A 26,078-nucleotide genomic window follows, 5' to 3' on the forward strand; every position below is an offset into this window, starting at 1 on the left:
TTTAGTCTTCACCCGACAGTGATATTTCCGTGTTACTCTCGATTGGTCCGCGGTCCGGTTGCGCTTTCAGACGGTCGAGCGCAACGTACACGAGGCCGCCAAGCAGGATCCACGCGGCGCTGAGGACGAGCGCCAGCGGATCAGTCCGCATAAGATATTCCACGAGCACCCCGGCCAGAAGCAGGTTCAGCGCGATACCGAGCAATGCCGGAACCGGGTAATAGGGCATCTTGTAGGGGCGGTTCATATTCGGTCGCTCCCGCCGGAGCCGAATCACGGCGACGTTGACGATGATGAACGAGAGCAGAAAGAACAGGCTCGCCATGTTTCCGGCACTCTGTGTCGGCAGTGCCACTGACCCGAGCATCACGACTGCGCTGGTGAGGATTGCCACGAACGGGGTTCCGTATCGGTGGTGAATCTGGCCGAAGGAAGGCAGCAACTGTCCTTCACGGCCCATTGAGAACGCTACCCGCGAGGAGGCGATCACGACCGCGTTTAGGGCTGTCAGCGTCGAGAAGACCGCCCCGAAGACGATGATTGCCCCGCCGTTCTGGATGATCGGCAGTCCGGTCGGCATGAACGATGTCGCCGCCGCGGCGATCCCTGCCTCGCCGGCGTCGGCGAGGCCCTCCGCCCCGAGCGTGCCGACGGCGACGGTGACGACCGCCAGATAGACGATGACGGTCGCAAGCAGACTCACGAAGATCGCTTTCGGGATGTTCTCACGGGGGTTCTCGACTTCCTCGGTGACGGTCGTGATGAGGTCGTATCCCTCAAAGGCGATGAACGTCAACCCCATGGCTGGCAGGAGTGCGGTCGCACCCGCACCTTCTGAGAACAGCGGCTGGAACTCGGCCCCGGAAAACATCGGGGAGGCAAGACCGAAGCCGACAAACACAACGAGGATACTCACTTTGATGATGGTGAAGACCGTCTCAGCGCTGCCACTGGCAGCCGTCGAGACGGCGTTGAGCGCAACGAGACCGAGAACGGCGACGAACGCCAATAGTAACGCAAGTGGCACGCCCACGTCAACGACCGGTATCACGACAGCACCTACTTCGTCAGGCGGCGGAACAACTCCATAGACGTGCAACAGTTCTAGAAAGTTCGGTGCAAAGCCAAGCGCGTAGAGCCCCCCCGCGATCATGTAGGCGAACCAGAGCATCCAGCCCATGATGAACGAGGAAAGATCCGCAAAGATCTCCCTAACGAAGGCGTATCCGCCACCGCTTTTCGGGATCGAGGCGGCTAGTTCCGCATACGAAAGGCCGGTGAATGCGGTCACAACGCCGTTCAGCGCGAAGACGAGGATCGCAGCCGGGCCAGCGATTTCGGCGGCCAGCCCCGTCAGCACGAAGATCCCGGCTCCGATCATCGCGCCCATTCCGATCATCGTGGCGTCGAGCAACCCGAGTTCGGCTTCCGGGGATCGGGTCTGGTTCTCACTCATTACTCGCACTCACCATTTCGCCCGTCGTGCATAGTGTGGTGCGGTATTTTGGTTACTTATTTATCAACCGGGGTGAGTTCTTTGATATCGGGAATCATACCGGTATTTGATACTGATATCTCTGCGCGGTGCTGGTCGAATCCAGTAGTCTCCTACGAGAACTCTCTGCTGAACTGATCCTCTGTATCTCGCACGCCGAATGTGTCATCATCTGAGGGTTTCAACACCGAGCGCATCGTACGTCTTATATTAATCTTGGCGCAATGCCTCTCAGCGGCTGCGTGATTGAACATCACGTTCGGGGAGAAACTTGAAAAGTTCCTTCCGGTCAGGACGAAACCCACAGTCTCACGGTAGATTTATACACTAGTTTCCACTCCTGTCGTAACTTCATCCCCGTACCAAGTCCCACAAGCTACTTTTTCGTCCCAAACCACCGATACTGCAAGACGGTCCCCATAATTTCAGGTATACCTGGAACTGTATGCGAAAGATGAGTGATCCAGACAAGATCGACCAAGTCAGTACTGAAGATGTCGAGTTTACCGAGGCCACACTAGGATACGCGATTCTCGTATATGGGACATACGTCGGTGCAATCGAAGGCTTTCCCGGGAAGCTTGAGCATATTGAGGTAGAACCCCACTGGGAAGGGAAAGGGATTGCACGAACTGCACTTCAGGAGTTTATATCTCTCAGCCAGGATCACGGCATTTCGGAAGTGACGGTGAATAATGCCGTACATCCGGCTATGGAACATATCCTCAATACAGAGGGATTCGAGGAGACCTCAGATGATGTTGGCTGGAAGATAGAAATCTGACTCGTGTAAGATACATAGACCAGTTCTTGGGGCCTACGATTATACTTCTCTGTGGGCACCTCTTTTGCAAAGTACAGGGGATTCACTTATCGGGCCAGGCAGCGTATCGTTCAGTATGCCTGAAGAAGTGCTGTTCAAATCGGAGAGCGACCAAAGTCGAGAAGAGATTGCATCGTACCTCCGGAAAGTCGCGGACAATCTCGAAAGCGGAGATCCCATCAACCTGAAAACAGGCTCCGAGTCTGTAACACTAAATCCCCCTGCTCGACCAACCTTCGAGGTCAAAGCTGAACGCGAAGGTCCGGCTGGCAACATGACTGAACGCAGTATCGAGTTCGAACTCGAATGGGACGAGAACGACGGTGAGGATGGCAGCAAAAGTGGTCAGTTAGAAATTGAGTAGTCACTCCGCCTATCTATCTAACGGGGGATAGCTTGGAACTTGTCGGGGACTCCGTCGTTCCCCGACACTGGTAGAGACAGGATACCCACATACCAGCCCGACACACAAAAATACCATAATATTGTTACGAATCACGTGCGAGACTTAGAGCCAGAAGATGAAGCAGTGATTCAGCAACCAAGCGGAAGGACATCACCCTAACGGAGCGGTTCGAAATTAAGAAGCGACGGATTTGTAGACTGGTCTTCCGATCAGGAATAGGCCTAAGATGCCGGATATAAGTGGTAGAGGGCTACTCTTTTTCTTAAGATACGATTTCGAGGGTGAGCCTTGCACGACATAGGCCGTGGTTGTCTCCCCGACATTGTACTGGTCAATTCTGTCTTCCGCGGCAGTCCTTGTGTCGGACGCTTTTGTTCCTATTCCCGGGCTGATGTTGTCGGAAGTGTATTGGGTTCCGTTGTACGTGTAGCTGTAAGTGACGTGGGGTGTGTACCTGTCCCCCCTTTTTGAGGAATCCATGGTGACTTCTTTGCTCTCTACCGTGGCTTCAATCTGCACCCCGGACGAGAGGCTTTGTTGCTGAGAGTATGCCATGTATCCAGCAACTCCGAGCAGCACAATCCCCAGTATTATACTTATCAGAGACAGCTTCGACATATTCGTCATTGTTTAGACTACTGAATGTTAATTTTGACGTGTTTCTCACTGCGTAACACATGCAAACCTAATTAACGGCCAATTCTTCCTCGAAGGTGTGAAACAAACATCGGGAGCTTTCTGCATTTACCCCGATATTCAGCAAACCGGTTGTGTGAGTTGGGAGGGTTTCAGCAGTGGGACTCCCCTCAGAATGTCGAAAATTATTCTGCGAACTAGGATCCGGTTCTTCTGAACACCCGTCGAGCAATTTTCAGCGGCTAAGACAACCAGGATCTAGGGGAATCGGGGTGTTTCACGGCTCGAAGTGCTGCGCTGCGGGAACCTCGATGGATTCAGACTTGGTGAAGCAGTGGTCCCAAGGTATCCAGATACGCCCGAAATCATCCTCGTTACCCCGCCGTCGAGCAATTTTTGAAATCACAGTTTTATCTCGGAACTTGTCGAGGTGATTTCTACGTTCTCAAATCGGCCCGACGAGGTTCTTCTGCAATTTGAGTCCGTTATTTCGCCTTGTATATCGCGGGTTTCGTCCAAAGAAAGAGGCGATATGCAGTGTGCGAAGGCCGCCGGCTCTCTCAGGCCGAGGGGCCATCACAGAGGTAGCGGAACGACGGAAGTATCAGATGTAGCGCATAGGTTGACGGGGTGCGTTTCGGTGGTGTCTGTCGCCCCCGCGAGAGGGTGGCGGGGCGCATCACGTGCCCCCGAGAGACGATGGCTTCGGAACGACACAGCAAGACACGAGCAGCGCATCACGCAGGAACCACCCCCGACGGTGAGGCGCCGTGGGTGGCCCTCGAAATGACGGTTCCGACCGACCGGGATCACGCGTCAGTCGTCGCCCTCGTGGAGTGTACTCTCGTCGAGCTCACACACGAGGCCGTGGGCGTCGTCTTCGTCGCTCACCAGGTCGGGCGGTCGACGCGGACGCAGTACGTCACCCGCGACGACGTCGGCGAGCAGCTCCAGAAACGGCGCTTCGACGATCGGCTGGGCTGGCAGGAGACCACCATCCCTCGACGAGCCGTTCGCAACGAGCTCATCACCCAACTCACGCGGTCGCCCTCAACGTCAACGGCGGAGCAGTCAGGTGTAGAAGCAGCCCGTGAGTCAGACACCTTCGTCGTGAAGCCAGTTCGAGAGCTCCGAACACCGTAGCGGCTAGACTTAACCAACATTCTCGGCCGATACCGGCATTGTGTTGGTTAACGCAGGGGGTTGGATCCACTTCCTCGCCCCCACCCACCGCCCGACCCTCGAGTGAATGAATCCTGGCGACCGGTCGGCTCGAACGGCCGTCACGACGGATTTTATCGGCCCGCTCCTCCTCGAGAGCGAGTATGGTCGTCGTCGAGGAGGTCACCAAACTGAGCGAGCGCCGTACCCAAACCTCGTCCGAGGTGTTTCCGGAGGATTCGTTGACGTCGATTCGGGAAGCCGTCGAGGCCGTCCCAGCAAGCGTCTTCGACGGCTCGACGAAGCACACAGAGGTCGGCGGCTTCGATGCCGCGATCGCCGACAAGCTCTCGCAGTACGAGTACGAAGGGGACGCCGCCGGCAGCTACAACCCGAACTGCAAGCTCTGGTCGCATCAGGGGTTTCACTACAGCGTTGACCTCTACGACGCCGACGCCCGTATCGCCATCGAGGTCGAGAAGAGCAAGCGGAAGAACGTCAGCGACGACCTCCTCAAGTTCCAGAAGGGGTACCGCACCCAGAAAGATGGCCGGCCGAAGATCGAGTTCGGCTGTCTGGTGGTGCCGGTGAACTACCTTGGTCGACATAACCTCTACCAGCACAGCCTGACCAAGCTCGACTTCATGAAGGGCGTCCTGTTCATCGACGACGTCGCCGTCATCGGCTATTGCGACCCCCGACCGGACTGATACTGTCCGCCCTGACTGTTTGTCGGCGCCGAGAGACATGCAGCGCGCAACAGCGGGCGCTGCGTGATCCATTAAGGCAGGTCCCGATCCGCACGACGACACGAGTGCCGACTACGAACGGTTCGAGAAGGAACAGCTCGCCCAGGACCGCGACGCCATCGGCGTCGACACGGCGGACGTCGACGACTCGACGGCCCAACGCCTGGTCAACGACCTCGTCGACGCGGACGACGTCACTCCGGTTCCCGAGGACCAAGTTCTGGTTCACGAGCCGAGCGGCACCGCGTTCGACTCGACGACACAGCTGGCCGTCTTCCACCGTGGCTGGGCGGCCGGCCGCGACGCCGACGGGGAGGACGAGTGATGCAGCAGACCCTCGTCGGCTGTGCGTTTTGCGACGCGCCGCCCGGTACCGAGACTGGCGAGGCCCATACCTGGGGGCAGGACGAGCGGGTCACCCACCCGATCTGTGTCGACTGCGCGATTCAGACGGAGCCGGATCCCGACGAGCGCGATCACGTCGCCTGTGACGGCTGTGGGCTGGTCGTCGATACGCTCGCAGCGTCGCCGGCGTGAAACGCCGGCTTCCAGCGGGACCTCCGGTCCCGCCCGGCTCACGCGATTCCGTGTCGATCTCGGGCATCTGGAAGGCCCGTTGCAGCTGTGCGCCCGCTGTAGTCCGGGTGGCCTTGCGACGTACTGGACGCGCGACCTCGAGGAGCATCTCGTCGCGACGCCGGTGGAGTGGTCCCATCTCTCGGTCCGGAACCTCACTAACCCAAATACCAAACATACCAAACAGCTATGTTCCAACAGTTCCAACACTACTTTATGTCGAGCGGCACCATCGATATCGAGGAGTTCGAGAACGCCGACGCCGACGACTTCGAGGAACGGACCGATACCGAGCGGATCGTGCTGTTCCTCGACGAGCACGACGACCGGGCGTGGAAGGCAGCGACGATCGCCGAGCGACTTGGTCTGGAGACCGACGCTGTCAGCGCGCTCCTCTCGCGATTGAAGGAACGTGGGCTGGTGCGGCACAAGCGCCCGTACTGGGCGATCACGGACGACGAGGAACGGCTCCAATCTGCCTACCGGCTCCACCGTCACCATGAGACAGCGGATGACCAGTACGGCGAGGAGCGTCTCGAGGACCTCCAGACTGACGACATGGAGGACGTGCAGTGACGGCGTTCGAAGATCTGGACCGCGGTGACATCGTCTGGGCGAGTGACCCGCTCTCGGAAAAAGGGCGCCCGATGCTCCTGTTGGGAGCTCCCCAATTCCCGGCCCACGGTGCGCAACTCATCACGGCCCTCATCTCCACGCAGACCTATCACGAGGAGTCGATCACGCTCCGAGACGGCGACTACGAGGGTGACCCACTAGGGGAACGAAGCCACGTTCTCCCGTGGTCGACCGCGACGCTCACCAGTGCTGCGGATGTCGACCAGTATCTCACCTCGCTGGCCGACGAACGCATCGAAGACGTGGCAAACCAGTTGACCGACTACATTTCCGCCTGAGACCACCTTCTGTCGTGGTAGCTATCACCTCGTCAGTACGTCCTGTGTCAGCTGATTCTCGACTGGTCGCGATACGCGATGCCAGTAGAGTCACCCCAAACAGTCTTTGCTGATTCGCTGTAAACTGTAATCGAGAACGGCCCGTGGTACATACCGCAAACCGCGGCGACGGCGACATCGTCCAGGACTTCCTCTCGGTCGCTGACCTCCTCGAGGAGCCACAGCTCGCCCAGCTGTACGCGTACCTCGCTCGGGAGGGGGAGGCGACCGTTCAGGACGTGATGGACGACCTCGAACTCGCACAGGGGACCGCCTACAGCTACGTCAACCGGCTCGTCGACGCCGGCGTCCTCACTGTCACCGACGACGAGCAGCCGCGCCGGTACGCCGCCCGGGAGATCGACCTGACCGTGCCGACGACCGCGGGCGACCGCGAGTACACGATCACGCCGGCGCTCATCGATGCTGTCGGCCGCCGTGAGACTGACGCCGACATCGACACCCACATCGACCGCCACGGCGTCGCCGGCCTCGCGACCGCGCTCACCTACGCGGTTGCTCGGGAGCGCGGCGAGGTGACCCACCGCCTGATGGCCGAGGATCTGGACATCTCGCCGCTGGCTGCGGAGATGATCCTCCAGGCGCTCCGCCCCCTCGTCCACGAACATTACGAGATCGAGGAGGCCGGGGCAGGGTCGAGGGGTTGGCCATCGACGGCGACGGCGCTGACGACGCGTGAGCCGGCTTCACATCGCCGACACCGGCCTGTTCGTCGCAATGGGGACAGCCCTCAAACAGCCGCTATCAGGCCGTTCGGCGGTTCGCTCGCCGGAACCACATCACCTTCGTCCTGCCCGAACGGGTGTACGAGGGGCTGACCGTCGACGACCCCGATGTCGAAGCCCCGTCGGTTGACGCCGCGATCGACGAGGGTTGAGCGACAGTTGCGTCACCGCTGGAGTTCTCCGAGCCTGTCGTCTCGCGGGTGATGGATGGCGTCCAGCGGTATATCGCGAACGTCGACGACCGACCCGCCGACGATGTTGAACGGGCGGACGCTGCCCTCGCCGCCCTCGCTGCCCAGCATCTCAGCGCGGGGTCGGCGACCGAGGTCTACATCTACACGACCGATATTGCGGCTGGGGAGGGAGCTGAAACCGTACTCGGAAGTGAGGGCTACGGGGGTTCAGTGACGTTCGTGAACGGGTTCCGGTTCATCGAGGACTTAGTCGCCGGTGACAGCTGAGCCTATTCGGAGTCGAGGTCACGAGCGTCGAGCTCGCGGGCGAGAGACTGGTCTCCCGTTCGCGTGATATCGTGTTCGTCGACGAAGCTGGCATCCTCTGGATCCACTTAAATGAGTAGTTAATTTTCCAACTATTATCGCAAGAGGGGAGCCGATTTCAAAAAATGGAGAGCCCTATGGGGTATGGACGTGTACCAACTGACATGGCTGGGAGCCAGGGACACACAACAGCGCTCTCGGAAATCGCTCGGAACCAGTTATCGCTGCTTGACTCACTAGCGGATGAAGACACAGATCGAATCATACCGCTGAATTTGCTTGATACACAGCACTACTGCGAGCAGAAAGCACAGTTTCAACGGGCACAGGGGTGGGACGATGAATCACTCCCAAAGCGCCTCGTTCGGGGTCGGGAACAACATAGCGAGCTAGCTGAAACCACGGCATCAAGCGATGATGAGTATACGCTTGAGGATGTTTGGGATGATATACAATCAGGAGACGTCTCGCTCCTCTATCCCCCACTCGCGTACGAACTGGTGAACATGGTTTTGGTGGGTTGCCCGATGTTTCTTCGGTTCGTGAACAGCCAGCCATCGCAATTAACCCTCGTTCGAGGAGTGACGAAAGAAGCGTACACAGAGCGACTCTTCCCGAACGAAGAGTTCTTGCTCTGGTGTCACGGCAACCTGCTAGATCGAATTGGATTTGATGTCTCGGATCTTTCGGTTCGCTATCTCAAATACCCGCAGTCTAAGTTCGACGCCGTCGAGGTAAGCAGGGCACAGCTCTTGCTTGCCGCTGAGGACGGTGATGAGATCTCCGTGAAGCTTAACGAGGGGTCCACGCTTCACCCACATATCCGGCGGCATCCCATTTCGTACGAACGGGATAGTAAACGAGGCAAGCAGCTCAGAGCATTCGCAGCATTCTGGCGAGACGGTGGCGATAACCCAGACGGTGCGAATCACTGGAAGCAGTGTGTCAGCTGTCGCTTCCGTTCACAGTGTGACCTTGCACTCGCAAAAGGAGAGAAGCGTAGGTGACTCCGATGAAGAGATCAATCACAATTCTCCGAGGAACACACAGCGCAGAGCAGCCACGGAAGTCTCGTTCATGATCGGGCTCACAGTCTTACCTGAACTGACGATTGATCGGTGCGAGAGGAATCAACTCCGGGACGTCATCCATTATTTCGATTCAGAGGTAGTGTTTACTCCGAATCAAGTTCACCAGCGGTTCCTCACCGACACAGTTGGTGATTCCGTAGAGGTGATGACGCAACCCCTCGCAGATAGGCGAGCCACCCAGATCGCAAAGGACAGCGACACACGCTTGATCTGGGCCGCTACGCCGAGCGCTCTTGAGGAAACCATCCAGCTGACCCAAACCGGGACACCAGAGAATCGCCGAGAATGCTACATCCTCACCGACCAATTGAGTGTCTCTGTCGACCTGATCCACTTGGAAGCCCACCTCGATGGCTTGGAGGAGTATCGAACTCCCTTCATGGAACACGGTGCGCTTGACGACTTTACGCACCTCACCATCGAAGCAAATCCCGAATATCGCGCGGAGTGGGACGGGATTGACGTTCAAGGCGTGATGCCTGGGGCAAACAAACAGCAGGGGGCGAGTGGAGCAGGCGTCGCTCATTTCGAACTCCAAGAAGACGGTATCGTTGGGGGGAAAACCCGAGAACTGGGCAAATTTGGTCTTCAGGCAGTCGATCAAATCGGGCGATCACGAGCAGAGACGCTGCGGGAGGCCGGAATTCAAACCCGTCAAGCACTCGAATCGGCCTCAGTGAATGAGGTTTCAAAGCTTTCTGGGCTTGGCCAGAAGACTGCCAGAACCGCTATCGAATCTGCACAGGTAATCGAACAAGGAGAGGTACGGAAAGCTCCAGGAGCAAGTCTCCCCGAGAAGGAACCGGTCTTCATCGACATCGAGACGGATGGCCTCAACCCGACGATCATCTGGCTCATCGGCGTCTATGTCCGTGACCGCTATATGTCGTTCATCGAAACCGATCCGAGAAAACCGGAAGTTGCACTGGAAGCGTTCCTGTCTTGGCTCTCAGAGTTCGGAAACAATCGACCCATCGTCGCCTACAACGGCTGGAAGTTTGACTTCCCAGTAATCGAAGAACACATCGGAGAGCACTGTCCACAGTACCTCGACTTTTGGACGAGTACGCATCGGTTCGATCTCTACGATTGGGCGGTTCGAGAGAACAATGCGGCCCTTCCAGGACTGACGAACAAACTGGAAGACGTGGCAACAGCACTCGGATGGGACCCACTGGACACGGGATTAACGGGTGCCGAAGTTGGCCGGCTGTTCCAACGATATGCAGCAAACCCGTGTGCAGATACTGAGTTAGATTGGGAACGCCACAAGCGCTACTGTGAGGACGACGTCCGCGCACTCGCCTACATCTACGAACAGGTTGCAACAGCCACACACCGAATGACGGTGACCAGTAGTGGGTCGGGTTCGACGACGAACGACTCCACATCTCAAGGAACACTCAGCGATTTCTAACCAATGAGCGATAACAACACCCCAACACTCGATACGGTCCTGAATACCGAAGCGCTCGAAGAGACGTTTCCGGACTACGAAGGTCAGCTTGCCGATACGATCACCGACCCGCCGAAGGAAGCAGAAAGGGTCCCAGCTACCGAGGTGCTTCCGGATACGCTCGCAGAGAAGATCGATCACGACCTCTACAGCCATCAGGCAGCGGCGATCCAGGAGTTACAAGCGGACAACAACGTGACAGTCTCCACATCCACGTCCTCCGGGAAGACGTGGATCTATACGCTCTACTTCTGCATTCGGAAGCTGCAGAGTCCGGACGCCCGTGCACTGTTCCTTTACCCGACGAAGGCACTCAGCGCGGACCAAGAACGGACGATCAACGACCTTTTCGACAAGCTCGGAATCGACGCTCTCGCCGAGACATACGACGGTGATACGAAGGACGACCGGAAAAAGCTCATCAGAGACCGCGTCGACGTCGTCATTTCCAATTTTGCGGGAATCAACCAGTATCTGGACTCCCACATGAAGTGGCGAGATGCCTTCCAGAACTGTGAGCTCGTGGCCATCGACGAGTGTCACACATATACTGGTGTTCATGGGATGCATGTCTCGTGGGTTGTTCGTCGACTCCGCCGATTACTGGAACACTATGGGTCAGCTCCCCAGCTCGTCTGTTCAACGGCCACCATTGGGAACCCACGTGAACACTCTGAACTGTTGACAGGGGCCGACTTCGAAGTGATCGATGAGGACGGGAGCCCACACGGTCGCCGAGAGATCGCGTTCTGGGAGCCACCACTTCAAGAGACAGATGGCGCCGTCGATGGATTGGCAGAAGACGAGATCATCCCCTCGATGCGACGGAACGCCGACGATGAGGCCGCGGGGGCACTCGTCCATCTAGCGAAAAACGACGTTCAGACGCTGATGTTCACTGACTCGCGGCAGGGCACGGAAATCGGTGTGAAGCGCGCGATGAACGCTGCTCGGAACCACCCCGGAGGCCAGTACGTCAATATCGAGCCCTATCACGCTGGGCTTAGTAAACGGAAACGCCGTTCCGTGGAAAATCAGCTCGGCAGCAACGATCTCGATGGAGTCATCTCCACGAGTGCACTAGAGTTGGGGATCGACATCGGGTCCATGGACGCCACAGTACTTGCGGGGTATCCCGGGACTCGGCAGTCCTTCTGGCAACGCATCGGTCGTGCGGGTCGTGGCACGACCGACTCCCTCTCCGTGTTCGTGACACAGTCCGATGCTATCGACCAGTACATCCTGAACAACCCAGAATACGTCCTCGAAGAGAACGTCGAGGATGCCGTGGTCGACCTCTCGAACAACCCAGTCTATGCCAAGCACGTTCTCTGTGCAGCATCTGAACGGCCGCTAACGCAGTCCGATGCGAAGTGGTTCGGGTCAGAGGACCGGTTGGCTCGGACCATCGATATGTGGCAAGCGGCCGGACAGATGGTGGGTGACCTAGACCGTGGTGCGCAGCACAACGGATCCGCTCGGCCCCAGAGTGACATCTCGATGTACGCCACGACTGACGAGCAATACGAGGTCCGTCAACTAGACGGCGAAATCGACATGGAACCCCTCGATAAAGAACGGGTTTATCGGGAGTTCTACCCCGGTGCCTTAGTTCTACATGATGGTGACCAATATGAGGTTCAGGAAGTTGTAGAAGATCGAATCCGTCCGTATGTGACCCTCGAGGAGTCACACTCACCAAACTACACCCAGGCGATCCACGATAAGCGGATCACCGACTTGGAAGTCGAACGATCCTACGAGCTCGATAACGGCTATCAGCTCTGTGCCGGAATGGGGACAGTTCACATCAACTACAGCGCCTACAACGTGAGGAACATCCATTCCGGCGAGATGGTCAATGCCATGGTGCCTATTGACCTAGATCCGATTTCGATTCGAACGCAGCTTATGTGGATCGCGTTCCCGAACGAGGCAGTCGATCAGGTTCTACGAGAGATTCCAGTAGAGTCCTATATTCGGCCGACCGAGAAGTCTGAGTTCCCCTCCATGGGCGAAGAAAAGTTTACCATGGCCGGTGGGCTCCACGGAGGCGAGCACGGGATGATCAAAATGGCACCCTTGGAGCTCCGTCTAGACAATAGCGACATGGGTGGATTGTCTACTCTTCGCCATTCCGAGGTCGATAGCCCGGTTTGGTTCATCCACGACGCTGTTGAGGGCGGTATCGGATTCTCCCACAGCATCTACGAGAACTTTGAGGCGGTTGCTCAGCGGACGCTTGAGCGGATCGATGGCTGTGACTGCGGCCGTGATATCGGCTGTCCAGCCTGCTTGATGAGTAGTCAATGTGGAAATCAAAACGAACCGCTCCACCGACCAGCCTCTGTTGGGTTGCTCGAGAAGGCGCTGGAACAGGTAAGAAGAATTTCCAACCAATCAACCTGACTCTCTGACAACCTGCTACACATTTTTATCACCAGTCGATTACTAACGCATGCGTAGAGAGCTGCTTACCTTCGCTCATGAACACCGGCCACGGTATTTCGATCCAGACCAAAATACTGAACGTATGACAAAGCAAAGAGATTTAGAAGCCTCGCCGGACGTCCTCGTACCCGTTAGCAGACGCTCTGGTCCTCCAGAGTGGATGTAGATCCGCTGGTCGCTCGATTTTCAGACACATGATCCTGAGTTTGCTGCGTATAGAGAATAGATATAGCACTGAATACGGGGTAGCAATCACAGTACTGTATGAATCTCATCATCAAAGTTATAGAGCGTTCGGTCCAACTCCCAAGGTTCCAGGCCGAGTTCGGCCGCGATGGCCTGTAGAAACTGCTCGTGATTATCATAGTCCCGCTTTTCAAACGGATAGCCGCTCTCCCGCAGGATTCCTTCTATCCGACTATCGATGGCGATGAACTCTCGGAAGTCTTCAAGATAGAGATCCATAGGGATATTTCGGGCATACTTATCTCCAATCCAATCGAACTGCTTGAGAAACTCCATTTTCGCCTCCACACCATCTCTCTGTTTAAACGCCTCCTTCACCCCTTTTGGGTCGCCGTAGGATTCTTTGATGAGTTCGAAGTTACTCACCATCGCCTCCGCTTTCGTCGGATGCATTGCCACATTCCCGTACAGTCGGGATTCTAAATACGAATACCGATGATCTGGATCAACTTGGTTGAGTGTTCGGAAGGCAACGCTACCGTAGCGGTGTTCATCGATGCGCCGTCGTCGTCAACGACAATCTGTGATCCATAGGATCCCCGCAAAGTTGAGAGACTGAGTACGATCTCGAACCAAATAATATCGTCTCGCTTCCACCATCGCCTTCCTTTCTCCTTCAGTTCTTGGAGCTTGTCCTTGACAGGGTATTCGGTCAAAACCTCGTCTACAGCGTTAGTGAGTGTCCGAAACGCTCCCCACTCCTCACGGCCGTATCTGTTCCCGTGGGCGTCGTGGACCCAGTACGAATACGAACTCTTTGGCGCTGGCAGTTCAACGTCGGGGGTGTCGGACTCATTTAGAACATCCACGAAATCATCACTATCGGGGGGCTTCATTCCGTCTTCAATGATAATAGCATACCCCTCCTCTGGCCAGAGTTTCTCCAGTTCGTCTAAATTGGGATAGTCCGCCATATCTCATTAATTGCCATTCATCCCACTTGAAATGAGGGATAGTCTGGATGACTTGATTGATAAAAATGGAGTGGCGGCCTACAATCTTTGTACTCCTGCCAGACTTGCGCTGTGTATTCAGCACACGGTTTCTATCAGTGCTCGTGGACTTCAGTACGAAATAGCGGTTCTGATAAGGAGGCGCACCGAGGGATATCCTCTCTGGTTACATAACGGCCCGCCCCGCTCGCCGCTGCCGCCCTCCGCGTCGCTCGCGACCGACCATTCCGGGCGGTCTGCCTGCAGTAGCGGGCGGACTGCCGGGCTAAAGTGCATGTGCCCTCGACGCCAGCGCTTCACCCGTTCGGGTCCTGTGGACCTCGGCTCCGCCGACCGCGACGGACGTAGTTGCGTCGCGGCGAACGGGGAATGCGCTGGCCGCTCGCTCCGGGCGGGTCGGCGCGCGGTGCTGGTTGGGGCCATCTCATGCAGGCGCGCTCTCGCTCGCGCCCGGTAGGGCGCTCGCGAAGGCGCGAGCGAGAGCGCGCAGATGGTTCTGTCGGTCGTTGTCGTCGGAAAACCGCGATGTTGGAGCATCGCGGTGTCGGCGCGTGAGCGCCTTCGGAGTTGGTGAACTCCAATGTCTAGTAACAACGCTAGCGGAAAGGTCGTTACGGTGGATGAACAGGCATTCGAGAAAGCGGGCGGTCAGGCGGTCGATGAAGACGGCTTCCCGGTCGTCGACGAGACGCCGGAGTTCGAGGCGGCGGTCGAGCAGGAGACGCAGGCGAAGGTGGATGCGAACCACCCGGACGGGATCGCGGACACGAGCAAGGACCGGATTCACGGTGTCAGCCTCGAACAGGAGGAGCGCATTCGGGCGCGGGACGCCGAACTGGAGCGCATCAGTGCCCAGGCCGAGCTGGGCACGCAGGACGGTCGGGAGCAGCGCACGCGAGCGGTCGCCGCACAAGGGAGTAAGCAGCGCCGGCGGGAGTTCCAGAAACGGGCCGCGAGCGTGGACCCGATGGCCGACCCCGACCGGGATGATCCCCGGGCAGCACTCTCCCAGGATGAACTGGCGACAGTGAACACGGAGGCAGACCGACTCGCGACGCGGGTGGATGGCTGGTCGCGTGCGGCGATCAGTCGACGCCTGGCCGACGCAGCCGTCGACGGCCGGGACCTGACGAGTGCGGTCGTGCGGGTGTTCGAGGAGTTGCAGACGGCGCCGGGGCAGGTGGTTCCAATCGGGAAGCTCGAGGACGTCGATCGCAAAGAAGTGAGTGTCGAAGGTCAAATCGAGGTGCTTTGGGATAGTGACTCGCCAGCCATCGCTCAAGTTGGCCTGATCGCAGACGAAAGCGGGAAAACGAAGGTGACGATCTGGGAGAAATCGAATGCCCCCTGGGTCGAAGAAGGTGAACGGGTGCGCATCCACGGAGCAGCGAGAAATTGGTACGAAGGACGCGTTTCACTAGCCGTCACTGGCTGGTCAACCCTTCATTTCCCGGAGCGTGGCCGCTGGTGGGACGAATAGCCAATCGGAGCAGCCTTCTTTTTTTGCTGTGTGCCGGACCGACCCTGACCCCGCCGCCCCACCCTCCGCTCCGTGCTCGCTTCGCTGCGCGCGCAGCCACAACCACGAGACCCGGTCTGAGATTTATCCCTGAAATCGGGGGAAACAGTGCGCGACCGGGCGTGTTTGTCCCACCCCACGAGGGGTGCGGGCGTGCCCAACGCTCGGAGCTACGCATGAAAGTCGAAGGAGACTACACGTGCGACATCTGCGGCGAATCGTTCGAAACGAACGTCGAGATTGCTGCCCACATAGCAGGCCACAAGCGGTCAATCACACCGGACCACATCATTGAGGAGCTCAGACGCGTCGCCGAACAAAAAGGCCGAACGCCGATGCAACCCGAGGTTGAGGAAGAGACAGAGTTCACAGCTGGTGCCGTCCAATCAACGTTCGGGAGTTGGGAAGAAGGACTACACGAGGCGGGGCTTGAACCACTCGATCAATCCTACTCAGAAACGGAGGTAATCGACGACTTACAGCGCGTGGCCGAGATGCTCGGTCACTCTCCGTCAGTGTCGGAAATGAAGGCACATGGGGAAGTGTCTCCAGCTGTGGTGAAACGACGATTCGGATCGTGGAATACCGGACTGGACGCTGCAGAGCTATCGACAACGAAATCGGCCAAGGTTACACCGAAAGAAGTAATCTCAGCGATTCAGACTCTCGGAGAGGACCTTGGGCGGCCACCGACCGCTTACGAAATGGATGAACAAGGAGCGTACGCAACGAAAGTCGCCCACCGGCGATTCGGTAGCTGGAACGCTGCACTTCAGGAGGCAGGTTTTGACCCACATACGCGACGAAATATTCCGGATGAAGAGTTACTGACGGAGCTCACTCGGCTCTGCGATGAACTGGGGCATGTCCCCTCAACTGTGGATATGAGAGAACACGGGGAGATCACGATCTATCCGTACATCCGACGATATGGATCATGGAAGCGGGCTGTGGAGGCAGCCGGGATGGAATATCGCGGCCATCCGAGCGGCCCAGATCACCCCACTTGGAAGGGTGGCTACGGGGACATCTCATACGGCCCAAACTGGTACAAGCAGCGCAAACGCGCCTTGGAACGGGACAGCTTCGAGTGCCAGATGCCGGGCTGTCCGATTGACCGCGAGACCCATCGCGAGCGCTGGGACCGTGACCTGAACGTCCACCACATTACGCCGCTTGGTGCATTCATCGATGGCGACGGAGTACTGGATTATGAACGGTCAAACCGACTTGAGAACCTGATTACGCTCTGTCAGCGCCACCATACGATGTGGGAGGAGTTCGCTCCGCTCCAGCCCGATATTCGCTAACCGCTCAGAGAGGTGTTGCTCGCCCCCACGATGGGGGGCAGGGACAGCAGCGAATCCGTTCCACTATGGCCGACGACACGACACTCACGGCCCGCGAACGGCTTCGCATTCACCTCCGCGAAGCCCGCCACACGACCGACTCGCCAATCGTGGACGCACAGTTAGCGGCCGCACTGGACGCCTGGAACGACCTACCGCCGCCACCCATACGGGAGTGTCCCGTCTGTGGGAAAGTCGGATTGTCAGAACGGATCCGACAACACAGGTGTGGGTCAAAATGATAGAACAGTTCAGCCTACGTTGTGCATAAGCGCTTACTCAAATCGAAGTGCATAATCAATAAGTATATGAGGTAAGTAAGTGGGTTTGAAGTAATGGAGGGACCAATCTGATGGCGATAGCTGTGGTCGACGAGGAAAAAATCGAGAGACTCGTGGAAGCACTCAGGGACGCCGAAGGAGGTCCGTTAATGGTCCGAGAGGTTGCTGACCGTCTCGACGTTTCGCGCAATACTGCTAGTAAATACGTAGATGTCGCAGAAGCCACTAATGAGGTAGTAACGGACAGATACGGCCCTGCTCGCCGCGTCTGGCTACCTGAAAAAGCTCCATCTGGAACAGCGGAGGGTGCATAGAGATGACTCCTGTAGACGATTTCAAGGCTGTCGGTGAGGATGGACTTATCAGAAATAAACTGGATCGTATGCGCCAGACCGGAGAGATGCGCGTTCTTGATTTATTCGCAGGTTGCGGCGGCCTCTCACTGGGCTTCGAGACCGCTGGCTACGAAATAGTTGGCGGCATCGAGAAGAACGATTACGCCGCTTCAACGTATGCGGAGAATATCCATCGAGAAGCATCTTCAGCGGTGAAGAAATTCCATTCAAAAGCTCGAGATATCTCCGAGGTTGACCCCGAGGAGTACGTTGAGGAACATCCCAATCTGAACGAGGTCGGACGCGATGTAGACGTTCTGGTCGGCGGTCCCCCATGTCAGGCCTACACCCGGGTGGGACGTGCAAAGCTAAGAGATGTCGCAGAGGACCCAGAGGCCTTCCTCAATGACCCGAGAAGTAACCTCTATCTACAGTATCTGGAATTCGTTCAGAAGACCAAGCCAGCGGTGATTCTGATCGAGAACGTTCCGGACATTCTGAATTATGACGGGCACAATATTGCTCGGGAAGTAGCCGAAGTACTGGATGAGCTTGGCTACTCCCCTCGATACACTTTGCTAAACGCGTCATATTATGGGGTTCCCCAGATGCGTGAACGGATGTTCCTTCTGGCCTATCATGAAGACGTCGCCGCAGACCCCGAGTTCCCGGAGCCCACTCACTACCATGAACTACCGTCCGGGTATCAAGGGTCACGGGATGTAGCTCTTCAGGAGGTCGAGACACCACAGACTACTCTGGAGGACCCAACGAGGAAGAAGACGTACTTCTCTCCCATCCCTGAACCCGAAGATGATCTCCCGTCCGCTGTGACTGCCCACGAGGCAATTGGTGATTTACCCGAGATAACCCGGCACCTTCGGGGAGAACTAGAGCGAGGGGCAAGACGGTTCGATGATCTTTCACCGTACCCTGGCTCCTCTCACTCCGATTACGCAGAGAAAATGCGAAACTGGCCGGGATTCGAGAGTTCAGATGGCGTCTGGGACCATACCATCCGAAACCTCCCTCGTGATTACCCCATCTTCCGACGGATGAATGAGGGGGACGAATATCCCGCGGCTCACGAACATGCAATGGATCTGTTCCGCGAAAAACTCCAAGAACTGGAAGAACAGGGTGAAAGGCCTGAACCCGGGTCAGAAGAATACGAGGAGCTAAAAGACTCCATAGTTCCCCCCTACAGCACCGACAAATTCCCCAACAAATGGTGGAAAATGGAGAGGGATAATCCAGTCCGGACGCTCATGGCTCATCTTCAGAAGGACAGCTACACCCATATTCACTACGACGATGAGCAAGCCCGGACCCTCTCCGTGCGCGAAGGCGCTCGTTTACAATCCTTCCCAGATGGCTTCGAATTCGAGGGTACAATGAACCCGGCGTTTCGCCAGATTGGAAATGCCGTCCCTCCGCTACTGGCTCTCTCACTCGCAACGAAGATCTCGGAGGTGCTTCCGGTTTCCGATGACGGGAAGAGTCGACACAAAAAGGTTCATTCTGCCTGACTAGTCTACTTTTGCAGGTATTGCTAAAGGAAGAATAATATCCCCGTCAATTTCGGGGCAAGGTAATATGATGCCACCCTCTGCTTCAGCTCCCGTAGAAGGAAATACCGGCATCGTCACAGAGCTTCTCGATGCTATCTCGAATCTCTTCCAAACTCATTCCTGGCTTGAGCGGTGCGGCACCAATCGAGAACTCATTCCTGTAGCTGTCGTCGAATAGCCGGTCAGGTAACGACGCCGTTCTCCAGTCTGGAACAGGTTCTGCCTCATGTGGAGACAGGAGAAAGCTGCCGGAAACCAACCTGACGATACTCCCATCTTCCTTCTCCCGAACTATAGCATCCCGGTACGTGTGCACCGAGGAGAGAGCTTCATTCAGTCCAGCATCAACACGGTATTTCGCATCCAGAATGAGCATTTCTTGCGGCTCATCATCACCTATAATAGCAATATCTGGTCTCATCAGTCGTGAAATTGAACCCACCCTATCGTCTTCCCTCCAGTATTCCCCGAAGCTCTTCTGATAGGCCAGTATGAAATCATCCCCATACTCCAGCGTCACACTATTTGTCGCGAGAACTAGTTCGCCAGGGCCAGTCTCCTTGAACAGGTCCGAAACGTCTGGGTCATCAACTCGGGTGTCTTCGGCAAGGGCTCTTGCGATACGAAGGAAACACCACAACTCGTAGAGGTCGTAAGTTCTCGAAATAGGTACCTCAAGGGCGTCTCCCGTTACACGGGACAGACCCTGTTCTATTTCTTGATACAGGTGAAAGAACTCCCGATAATGGGGTTTCCGGCGGTATATAGAACTGATAGTCGGAGTATCAGAAATATCGGCGACCGATTCAAATAGCGAAAGTTCAAGCAGCTGACTGAGCCGGTCAGACATTCTCCGGCATCGTGCCGCCCAGCGAGACCTTCGACGACCGAGTTCCGAGTCATCAACAGCAGCCTCAAGACAATCTGAAACTGCCAGCAACCAGTCTTTCCAGGTGACAAGAGCAGCTTTAATCTCACGATGCTCCTGAATGTCGAGGCCCGTCTCAACCGATTGCTTCCGAATGGTTGCAGGATAGATACCGTCGAGACTCTCTGGAAGTGAACCGGGTTCCCGTGTTTCCTCTAGAACCGTTCCCGACCGCAGTGACTTGACCAATTCTCTCCCTGTAACCTTTCTCGCTTCATGATGGCTGACCTCCTGTTCCCGGCTTTTCAGTACACGAACCGGATTTTCATCGATTTTGTTGACAACCTCTACGATACGCGGGAGTCGTGACTGAATATATTCGAGACGGGCGATTGGGGGAAGTTTATGATGGAAGCCCTGTCCGATTCCAGCCCGATACGGCCCAATAGAAAACAGGGCGGTCGTATCTTCGAGAATATCCTCAATCATCCGGTTGTAGCGATCACGGGCGAGTTTGGCAACTTGCGGATCGATTTCTATTTCCGCCCTGGCACGTTTTCCGGTAGCGAATCCGATGTCGATTCGAACGAGCCCGCTATAGAAACCAGGAGACCAAGCCCATCGGGCAGTTCTGTCATCGGGACTCCGCAGAGCTTCAAGCGGTGTTCCATCAATGGAGAGTGTGGTTTCATCAGGGGATTCTACATCAACCAGTTCGAACTCGTACTCCTCGTTCTCCTCAATAATCCCGGAGGGTATATCGCAGGTGTCGGGCCATATCCGCCACCATTCTCCCGATGACTCCCGTTTACGGACACGAAGCTCGGTCATGTTCACCGCATGCTCTGGAAAGAGCCCATCTCATCCAATTCATCAAGGAGTCTGGAAACGATCTCCTTGCATTCCGGCATGTTCTCAGTTTCAAACTTGTCTTGGAGATCAACGAGGAGTTGCCGCTCACTCTGTGACCCATTCAGCTTTACAAGTATCTTCTGTGCGACTGCGTGGTCGAGATTTTCGCGGTCGCTCCCGAGGTCCTCATCCTGTGCAAATCCTACGTATCTCACAATCTCCTCGGTAACTCTGTAACCAAACCCGAGACCGTGAGGCTCCAGGAGATTCCAGATGTCGACGAGGTGGTCCTCAGATGCCTCGATTGCTTCACTGAGCGATGGGTTGTCGTCTTCGAGGTGATCGAGAAAGCCCTCTATGTCCACATCGGACATATCGACCGTCACGGCCCGGTCCAGAACCTTATCGCTGAATGGGTGAGTGGTTTCATCTATATTCACTGTTCCAGTAATATACAGGTTGTCAGGGACGGTTAGCTCTGGAGGGATATCTTCTCCTGTGCTTCCAGTCACCGGGTCCGAATTCTCGTGCAGGGTGATTGGTTCCCCTGTCTCAATTGCGCTTAAGACATCAGAGAAATAGTACTCTACTCGCGCCAAATTCATCTCGTCGATAAGAACGAAAACAGGAGATTCCGGATGCTCGTTGGCAGTGAGTACAGCTTGGAGGAAGGGAGGGACTATGTACTCTTCCGAAAGCGGATCATAGTACCCAGTCAGACCACTTGGGTCGGTCCAGTCAGGCCGAACAGGACAGATGAAAAAGAGAGGGTCATCTTCGTCTTCATTATTAATTCCGTGGACTGCACGGGCATACATCATTGCTAGGCTCGTTTTCCCGGTCCCCGAAATTCCAGTGAGAATCACGAAGTGTTTCCCGTCCAAGTGGTTGAGACCAACGTGATACTGTCTTAGTTGCTCGTCGAAAAAGTAGCCACCCTGGTTCTCGATACCGGTTTTTATTTCATCCAGACCGCGCTCCTGGGGGGACTGGCGCATACCATCGGGTAACGGTTCAGGCTGCCAGACCTGTATCTCCTCCAAGCTACTCCCGCCAACCATTCCCTTGAGATAGCTAATCCATTGCCTTGCGACCAGACCCTGGCGGGTGGGTGACGTCGGGGGATAGACCGTCACAACCAGTTTGTCGATATTGACGGCCGGTTCTAGTTCAGGACGATGTGGATTGAGACTGTCGAGATATCCGCTGTTGTGCAAGTAGACCTGCCCATCCTCTGCAAGATAGGGTCGAACATTGTTGTTCCGGTCGCTGTGTGGAACATCAGTACCATCGCTCCCATCCTCGCCAAACTCTTCCATTCGGTCTAGCCGGTCACAGAATGTGGAAAAGTCGTCATGGAAGAACGCCGCAAACCACAGTTCCTTCGAGGGATGGAATGTATATTGTCCGATAAGAACAATCCCGTCTTTCGAGGGATCCAGACTCTCAAGATTTACCGTACCGAGCTGGAAACCCCCTTCGAGCGGGCGAGGAGCGTTCGAAACCCCGAACATCTTACTGAGGGCCGTGTTATCTGTAAAGTCAGAATCTCTCTTGATCCGCTCTACAAAGTCCTCTTTGCGGTCGCCAACTGTCATTGAATATCCCCCGATTTAAACGGAGGATACTTAGAAGGTAGTGTTCAGATTAACTGAACCGAGGACCGTACTGGATAGCGTTTATTGTTCCCTCAATGGGTGAGGGGCTCGCTGTACGGGCGAGTTCCCGAAACACGGTGAGAACGATGGCAATCAGAGACATCTATGAGACTGGCTTCGACGAGGACATCCAGACGGACTCGAGCACCAACCAGTGTCCCGAATGCGACGGCTGGGTCACCACGAACGCGGTCGAAACGGTCTGCGAGGACTGTGGCCTGGTCATCGATGAACAGCGTATCGATCACGGGCCGGAGTGGCGGGCGTACGACGACGAGGAGCGCGAGCGAACGGGTGCTCCACTCACTGCGGCCCGCCACGATCGCGGCCTGTCGACGGAAATCGGTCGCGGCACCGATGCCAACGGGAACGAGATCTCTGGGCAGAAGCGACGGCGACTCGCACGGATGCGCCGTGAGCAGACCCGGGGCCGCTGGCGGTCGAAAGCGGAACGGAATCTCGCCCACGGCCTGGGCGAAGTGCGTCGGTTGACGAGTGCCCTCGAGCTCTCCGATTCGGTTCGCGACCAGGCGTGTCAGCTCTTCCGGAGCGCCCAGAACGAGGATCTGCTTCGTGGCAGGTCCATCGAGGCCATCGCCGCGGCCAGCGTCTACGGAGCCTGCCGGTGCAACGGCCGCTCGCGGTTAGTGGACGACGTCAGCGAGATGGCCCGCGTCGCGGAGTCACGGGTCACGAACGCGTACAAAACGCTGAACGAAGAGCTGGGCCTCCCCGCTGAGCCCGTCTCCCCCAGCATGTTCGTGCCGCGCCTCGCCTCGGACCTCGAGTGTCCGGACAGGATCCGACAGCGGGCCCGAACTCTGGCGGAGCAGGCCGAGGAGCGCGGCGTCACGACGGGCGTCCATCCGGCCGGGTTCGCAGCGGCCTGTCTCTACAAGGCCGGTCGCGAGGAGGGGCGATGGTTGATGCAATCCGAGGTTGCAGGAGCCGCGAACATCTCAACGACAACGATTCGGAACCATCGAGACACACTACAACAGCTGGACGATGAGCATAGTGTGGGTACCAAGGGCGATACAGAAAGGCGAGGAGCGTCTGCAAAAAGCAGAGGTTAGATAAGGATTGTAACAGAGGATATCGATAATGGACGAAGAACCGGAGTCAATCAGCTATTTGTCGGCTGATGATATCCGTGACATTCACGAGTTAATCGTGGAGTCAGATGCGGACACGGCAGCGGGCATCTCTTCACCAGGTGATATCGAATATACCGTCGAACATATCCAAGAAGGCCATTTCGGGCAGGTTCCCGAGTCGCTCCACGAGAAGGCATATCATCTGCTGCGACTCATTGCGGCGAATCATCCATTCGTCGATGGCAACAAGCGAACGGCGCTCATGTCGACCCGAATTTTCTACGCGCTGAATGGCCGCCGCTTTGACTACAATCGGGAGATCAAAGAGATTCTGAAGGCGCTCGCGACAGATGAGGGCAGTGTCGATGAGGACGACGTGATCGAGTATCTACGAGCGCACACAGAGCCGCTTGCCCAAGAGTACGAGGCGACCATCAACCTGTGGCTGGCACGTATTGAGGGCACAGAACAGCTACCCACGGAGCACGACACAGTCGATCAGGAATCCAACGAACCGAACGATTATGACGACGACGCCCATAGTGAGGGGTAAGGATGGCCGCTGAAAGTGAGCAGACCGAGGTTCCCGATGAGATGTCCCCCGAGGAAGCACGGCAGTATCTCATCCGGTTCCTCGGACGCCAAGACCTCGATGAGCACGAGGAAATCTACGACGAGCTCGCGACCGAGTAGGACTCTCTCTAAGCTGCGGGTTCTACGTAGTCCTACAACAGTAACGTGACATCTCTCAGAGTGAGACTGTTCCGACCCGGAGCGAAAGCTAGGTCGACGTATCGGTTTTCCCGTTCGCGCTGGACCATCGTCCACACATATGGACGTAACTGAGGACACAGTTCGAGATGTCTGCACGGACGCAGTCTTCGAACGCGGCGAACGATATCTTGCTGAGAGTCGTATCCACGAGATCCACCGCGTCGACAGCACCGTCACCGCCGTCTTGAGCGGCAGCCGTCAGTACGATGTTCGTGTTGACCTCGCCACCGACGGGTTCGCCCCGTGGTGTGATTGTCCGTACGACGGGCCGGGTGCGTGCAAGCACGTCGTCGCCGTATTGCTTCGGTGTGTCGACGACCCACCACCAGACGAAGGCGATCAACTCGACGCCGCACTCAATGGCGCCGACGCCGACGAACTCCGCGCGTTCCTGCGTGACGTACTCGCGACCGATGCGGATCTCCGCGCCCGGTTTCTCGCCCGCGTCGGCGAGCCGACGAGCCAGTCGGCTGATGAGCTTCGTGCCTCGATCGATCGGCGGTTCGAAGAGACGAACCCTAAGTACCACGTCGTTTTCGACCCCATCGACTTCACGCAGTGGTTCGATCTCGCGAACAAGTACCGCGAGCAGGGGCGGCACGCGTCGGCGGCGACCGTCTACCGGGCACTCGTCGAGTCGCTCGACGACAACATGGAGCGCGTCGACGGCGCGTACGACCACTTCTCACGTGCATTCAGTCGGGCGCTCGACGGATATGTCGACTGTGCCGCGACTGCGGTGCGCGACGCTGATGCGGTCACTGACGCCGTCGCATTCCTTGAGGAGCGGGCGACATCGGGAACACCGTTCCTCGCGGAACACTTCGAGAAGGCAGCAGTCGATCTCCGGGAAAGGGCGGATGAGTCGTCCTGCGATAGCTGTGTCGCCTTCGATGACGCCCACAAGTTCGAAGATCACGAGAATTAGTTTGTATCGCGGGCAGCCACGTCGATCATTTGTTCGCGAGCGGCTTCGACATCCGAGTAGAGTGCCAACGCGTGCTTGATGAGTCGGCGGTCTTCCAGATTCTCCTCCCAGCGCGTAATCATGTCACGGCGCTCGCGGAGCTCGGCACTTGCGAGATCGCCGTCGGCGAGCGACTGTTCGAGCTCTTCCCACGTCTCGACATCGTAGGTCGCCTGCCACTCCTCAATCTCCTCGGTGATCGCGGCCAATTCGCTGCGCAGCTCCTCGCGCGTGTTCTCCTCGATGAGCGTACGGATTTCCTCGAAGAGCAGGCGCGTGTATTCCGGCTGATAACGCGTCGTCTCGCCGGCCTCGACGCGACGCAATTGGCCCTGGTCGACGAGATCCTGGAGCTCCTAGTTGGTCGTGCTCCAGGCGGCGTCGGCCTGCTCGCTGATCCAGTTAACTGAGCGGGGTTCCCGAAGTGACTCGGTGACCGCCCGAATGCGGTCGCGGGCGCTCATCGACTTATCCCACGACTGAACGCCATCTCGCGGAGATTCGGACATGCGTGGCACCTCTTGCAATAGTGTTCGTGCCTTACTCTCATATATGATTGTACCTT

Annotated in this window: 24 protein-coding genes and 4 pseudogenes; 21 read left to right on the forward strand and 7 right to left on the reverse strand. The window is 56.9% G+C overall.

The window, feature by feature from the left end; translation table 11 throughout:
* Position 1 precedes the first annotated feature (1 nt).
* Positions 2 to 1,456: an APC family permease gene (locus tag D8896_RS16485; RefSeq protein ID WP_121823221.1), complete on the reverse strand. Its 1,455-nt coding sequence runs from the start codon at positions 1,454 to 1,456 to the stop codon at positions 2 to 4.
* A gap of 493 nt (positions 1,457 to 1,949) precedes the next feature.
* Between D8896_RS16485 and D8896_RS16490 the strand changes: the two genes are divergently transcribed.
* Positions 1,950 to 2,279: a GNAT family N-acetyltransferase gene (locus tag D8896_RS16490; RefSeq protein WP_121823222.1), complete on the forward strand. Its 330-nt coding sequence runs from the start codon at positions 1,950 to 1,952 to the stop codon at positions 2,277 to 2,279.
* 115 nt (positions 2,280 to 2,394) lie between these two features.
* On the forward strand, positions 2,395 to 2,682 hold the full coding sequence (locus D8896_RS16495) for an amphi-Trp domain-containing protein (protein ID WP_121823223.1): 288 nt from the start codon (positions 2,395 to 2,397) through the stop codon (positions 2,680 to 2,682).
* 216 nt (positions 2,683 to 2,898) lie between these two features.
* Here D8896_RS16495 and D8896_RS16500 read toward each other — a convergent pair whose 3' ends face one another.
* Positions 2,899 to 3,342: a DUF3592 domain-containing protein gene (locus D8896_RS16500; protein WP_162991607.1), complete on the reverse strand. Its 444-nt coding sequence runs from the start codon at positions 3,340 to 3,342 to the stop codon at positions 2,899 to 2,901.
* 717 nt (positions 3,343 to 4,059) lie between these two features.
* On the opposite strand from D8896_RS16500, the gene D8896_RS16505 reads away from it, so the two are divergent.
* The 11 genes and pseudogenes from D8896_RS16505 (at position 4,060) to D8896_RS16555 (ending at position 13,001) form a co-directional block, all read left to right on the forward strand.
* On the forward strand, positions 4,060 to 4,503 hold the full coding sequence (locus tag D8896_RS16505) for a hypothetical protein (RefSeq protein ID WP_121823339.1): 444 nt from the start codon (positions 4,060 to 4,062) through the stop codon (positions 4,501 to 4,503).
* 182 nt (positions 4,504 to 4,685) lie between these two features.
* On the forward strand, positions 4,686 to 5,231 hold the full coding sequence (locus tag D8896_RS16510; protein ID WP_121823225.1) for a hypothetical protein: 546 nt from the start codon (positions 4,686 to 4,688) through the stop codon (positions 5,229 to 5,231).
* 70 nt (positions 5,232 to 5,301) lie between these two features.
* Complete coding sequence (locus D8896_RS19895) at positions 5,302 to 5,595, forward strand: hypothetical protein (RefSeq protein ID WP_121823340.1); 294 nt, start codon at positions 5,302 to 5,304, stop codon at positions 5,593 to 5,595.
* Positions 5,595 to 5,976, forward strand: a pseudogene (locus D8896_RS16520) (DUF7558 family protein); the annotation flags it as partial. The gene D8896_RS19895 and the pseudogene D8896_RS16520, both read left to right, overlap by 1 nt.
* Before the next feature lie 86 nt (positions 5,977 to 6,062).
* Complete coding sequence (locus D8896_RS16525) at positions 6,063 to 6,422, forward strand: MarR family transcriptional regulator (RefSeq protein ID WP_121823226.1); 360 nt, start codon at positions 6,063 to 6,065, stop codon at positions 6,420 to 6,422.
* A complete protein-coding gene (locus D8896_RS16530) occupies positions 6,419 to 6,760 on the forward strand; it encodes a type II toxin-antitoxin system PemK/MazF family toxin (protein WP_121823227.1) in 342 nt (113 codons plus the stop codon). The genes D8896_RS16525 and D8896_RS16530 overlap by 4 nt, the downstream gene beginning before the upstream one ends.
* Positions 6,761 to 6,903: 143 nt before the next feature.
* A pseudogene (locus tag D8896_RS16535) lies at positions 6,904 to 7,499 on the forward strand (DUF7437 domain-containing protein).
* Positions 7,496 to 8,006: pseudogene (locus D8896_RS16540) on the forward strand (hypothetical protein). The pseudogenes D8896_RS16535 and D8896_RS16540 overlap by 4 nt, the downstream one beginning before the upstream one ends.
* Before the next feature lie 203 nt (positions 8,007 to 8,209).
* Positions 8,210 to 9,052 (forward strand): hypothetical protein, encoded by an 843-nt coding sequence (locus tag D8896_RS16545; protein ID WP_121823228.1) that lies wholly within the window; start codon positions 8,210 to 8,212, stop codon positions 9,050 to 9,052.
* 70 nt (positions 9,053 to 9,122) lie between these two features.
* On the forward strand, positions 9,123 to 10,553 hold the full coding sequence (locus tag D8896_RS16550) for a ribonuclease H-like domain-containing protein (protein WP_121823229.1): 1,431 nt from the start codon (positions 9,123 to 9,125) through the stop codon (positions 10,551 to 10,553).
* A gap of 3 nt (positions 10,554 to 10,556) precedes the next feature.
* On the forward strand, positions 10,557 to 13,001 hold the full coding sequence (locus D8896_RS16555; RefSeq protein ID WP_121823230.1) for a DEAD/DEAH box helicase: 2,445 nt from the start codon (positions 10,557 to 10,559) through the stop codon (positions 12,999 to 13,001).
* Positions 13,002 to 13,295: 294 nt separating this feature from the next.
* On the opposite strand, the gene D8896_RS16560 is transcribed toward D8896_RS16555, so the two are convergent.
* Together D8896_RS16560 and D8896_RS19775 are read right to left on the reverse strand one after the other, a co-directional pair.
* Positions 13,296 to 13,682 carry a hypothetical protein gene (locus tag D8896_RS16560; RefSeq protein WP_121823231.1) on the reverse strand — a complete coding sequence of 129 codons (387 nt, stop codon included), beginning with the start codon at positions 13,680 to 13,682 and terminating at the stop codon, positions 13,296 to 13,298.
* Between the two features lie 26 nt (positions 13,683 to 13,708).
* Entirely contained in the window at positions 13,709 to 14,203 is a 495-nt protein-coding gene (locus tag D8896_RS19775) for a hypothetical protein (protein ID WP_205596866.1), read from the reverse strand.
* Between the two features lie 619 nt (positions 14,204 to 14,822).
* Here D8896_RS19775 and D8896_RS16575 point away from each other — a divergent pair.
* From D8896_RS16575 to D8896_RS16590, 4 genes are all read left to right on the forward strand, one after another.
* Positions 14,823 to 15,722: a replication factor A gene (locus D8896_RS16575; protein WP_121823232.1), complete on the forward strand. Its 900-nt coding sequence runs from the start codon at positions 14,823 to 14,825 to the stop codon at positions 15,720 to 15,722.
* 215 nt (positions 15,723 to 15,937) lie between these two features.
* Positions 15,938 to 17,071, forward strand: a complete 1,134-nt coding sequence (locus D8896_RS19565) for a homing endonuclease associated repeat-containing protein (RefSeq protein WP_162991608.1) — start codon at positions 15,938 to 15,940, stop codon at positions 17,069 to 17,071.
* A 391-nt stretch (positions 17,072 to 17,462) separates the two neighbouring features.
* Positions 17,463 to 17,705 (forward strand): hypothetical protein, encoded by a 243-nt coding sequence (locus D8896_RS19570; RefSeq protein ID WP_162991609.1) that lies wholly within the window; start codon positions 17,463 to 17,465, stop codon positions 17,703 to 17,705.
* A 2-nt stretch (positions 17,706 to 17,707) separates the two neighbouring features.
* The gene (locus D8896_RS16590; RefSeq protein ID WP_121823235.1) at positions 17,708 to 19,255 is read left to right on the forward strand and encodes a DNA cytosine methyltransferase; all 1,548 of its coding nucleotides are present in this window, start codon (positions 17,708 to 17,710) and stop codon (positions 19,253 to 19,255) included.
* A gap of 85 nt (positions 19,256 to 19,340) precedes the next feature.
* Here D8896_RS16590 and D8896_RS16595 read toward each other — a convergent pair whose 3' ends face one another.
* Complete coding sequence (locus D8896_RS16595) at positions 19,341 to 20,996, reverse strand: DUF2357 domain-containing protein (RefSeq protein ID WP_121823236.1); 1,656 nt, start codon at positions 20,994 to 20,996, stop codon at positions 19,341 to 19,343.
* Between the two features lie 2 nt (positions 20,997 to 20,998).
* Entirely contained in the window at positions 20,999 to 22,615 is a 1,617-nt protein-coding gene (locus tag D8896_RS16600) for an McrB family protein (RefSeq protein ID WP_162991610.1), read from the reverse strand.
* Between the two features lie 146 nt (positions 22,616 to 22,761).
* Between D8896_RS16600 and D8896_RS16605 the strand changes: the two genes are divergently transcribed.
* From D8896_RS16605 to D8896_RS16615, 4 genes are all read left to right on the forward strand, one after another.
* Positions 22,762 to 23,751, forward strand: a complete 990-nt coding sequence (locus tag D8896_RS16605; protein ID WP_240452053.1) for a transcription initiation factor IIB — start codon at positions 22,762 to 22,764, stop codon at positions 23,749 to 23,751.
* 28 nt (positions 23,752 to 23,779) lie between these two features.
* Positions 23,780 to 24,325: a type II toxin-antitoxin system death-on-curing family toxin gene (locus D8896_RS16610; RefSeq protein ID WP_121823238.1), complete on the forward strand. Its 546-nt coding sequence runs from the start codon at positions 23,780 to 23,782 to the stop codon at positions 24,323 to 24,325.
* A 2-nt stretch (positions 24,326 to 24,327) separates the two neighbouring features.
* Entirely contained in the window at positions 24,328 to 24,465 is a 138-nt protein-coding gene (locus tag D8896_RS19575; protein WP_162991611.1) for a hypothetical protein, read from the forward strand.
* Positions 24,466 to 24,604: 139 nt separating this feature from the next.
* Positions 24,605 to 25,474 (forward strand): SWIM zinc finger family protein, encoded by an 870-nt coding sequence (locus D8896_RS16615; protein WP_121823239.1) that lies wholly within the window; start codon positions 24,605 to 24,607, stop codon positions 25,472 to 25,474.
* Here the strand turns inward: D8896_RS16615 and D8896_RS16620 are convergent.
* Positions 25,471 to 26,022 (reverse strand): annotated as a pseudogene (locus tag D8896_RS16620) (DUF7342 family protein). The gene D8896_RS16615 and the pseudogene D8896_RS16620 overlap by 4 nt on opposite strands.
* Between the last annotated feature and the right edge of the window lie 56 nt (positions 26,023 to 26,078).

The sequence above is a fragment of the Halostella salina genome (assembly GCF_003675855.1).
Classification (GTDB): domain Archaea; phylum Halobacteriota; class Halobacteria; order Halobacteriales; family Natronoarchaeaceae; genus Halostella; species Halostella salina.

Excerpts from the sequence above, each read along its gene's own strand:
- D8896_RS19570 (WP_162991609.1), top strand. The coding sequence starts at position 17,463 with ATGGCGATAGCTGTGGTCGACGAGGAAAAAATCGAGAGACTCGTGGAA.
- D8896_RS16500 (WP_162991607.1), bottom strand. The coding sequence starts at position 3,342 with ATGTCGAAGCTGTCTCTGATAAGTATAATACTGGGGATTGTGCTGCTC.
- D8896_RS16595 (WP_121823236.1), bottom strand. The coding sequence starts at position 20,996 with ATGACCGAGCTTCGTGTCCGTAAACGGGAGTCATCGGGAGAATGGTGG.
- D8896_RS16575 (WP_121823232.1), top strand. The coding sequence starts at position 14,823 with ATGTCTAGTAACAACGCTAGCGGAAAGGTCGTTACGGTGGATGAACAG.
- D8896_RS19565 (WP_162991608.1), top strand. The coding sequence starts at position 15,938 with ATGAAAGTCGAAGGAGACTACACGTGCGACATCTGCGGCGAATCGTTC.
- D8896_RS16525 (WP_121823226.1), top strand. The coding sequence starts at position 6,063 with ATGTCGAGCGGCACCATCGATATCGAGGAGTTCGAGAACGCCGACGCC.
- D8896_RS16615 (WP_121823239.1), top strand. The coding sequence starts at position 24,605 with ATGGACGTAACTGAGGACACAGTTCGAGATGTCTGCACGGACGCAGTC.
- D8896_RS16485 (WP_121823221.1), bottom strand. The coding sequence starts at position 1,456 with ATGAGTGAGAACCAGACCCGATCCCCGGAAGCCGAACTCGGGTTGCTC.
- D8896_RS16495 (WP_121823223.1), top strand. The coding sequence starts at position 2,395 with ATGCCTGAAGAAGTGCTGTTCAAATCGGAGAGCGACCAAAGTCGAGAA.
- D8896_RS16550 (WP_121823229.1), top strand. The coding sequence starts at position 9,123 with ATGATCGGGCTCACAGTCTTACCTGAACTGACGATTGATCGGTGCGAG.
- D8896_RS16555 (WP_121823230.1), top strand. The coding sequence starts at position 10,557 with ATGAGCGATAACAACACCCCAACACTCGATACGGTCCTGAATACCGAA.
- D8896_RS16560 (WP_121823231.1), bottom strand. The coding sequence starts at position 13,682 with ATGCATCCGACGAAAGCGGAGGCGATGGTGAGTAACTTCGAACTCATC.
- D8896_RS16490 (WP_121823222.1), top strand. The coding sequence starts at position 1,950 with ATGAGTGATCCAGACAAGATCGACCAAGTCAGTACTGAAGATGTCGAG.
- D8896_RS16605 (WP_240452053.1), top strand. The coding sequence starts at position 22,762 with ATGGCAATCAGAGACATCTATGAGACTGGCTTCGACGAGGACATCCAG.
- D8896_RS16590 (WP_121823235.1), top strand. The coding sequence starts at position 17,708 with ATGACTCCTGTAGACGATTTCAAGGCTGTCGGTGAGGATGGACTTATC.
- D8896_RS16545 (WP_121823228.1), top strand. The coding sequence starts at position 8,210 with ATGGCTGGGAGCCAGGGACACACAACAGCGCTCTCGGAAATCGCTCGG.
- D8896_RS16510 (WP_121823225.1), top strand. The coding sequence starts at position 4,686 with ATGGTCGTCGTCGAGGAGGTCACCAAACTGAGCGAGCGCCGTACCCAA.
- D8896_RS19775 (WP_205596866.1), bottom strand. The coding sequence starts at position 14,203 with ATGGCGGACTATCCCAATTTAGACGAACTGGAGAAACTCTGGCCAGAG.
- D8896_RS16610 (WP_121823238.1), top strand. The coding sequence starts at position 23,780 with ATGGACGAAGAACCGGAGTCAATCAGCTATTTGTCGGCTGATGATATC.
- D8896_RS19575 (WP_162991611.1), top strand. The coding sequence starts at position 24,328 with ATGGCCGCTGAAAGTGAGCAGACCGAGGTTCCCGATGAGATGTCCCCC.
- D8896_RS16505 (WP_121823339.1), top strand. The coding sequence starts at position 4,060 with ATGGCTTCGGAACGACACAGCAAGACACGAGCAGCGCATCACGCAGGA.
- D8896_RS16600 (WP_162991610.1), bottom strand. The coding sequence starts at position 22,615 with ATGACAGTTGGCGACCGCAAAGAGGACTTTGTAGAGCGGATCAAGAGA.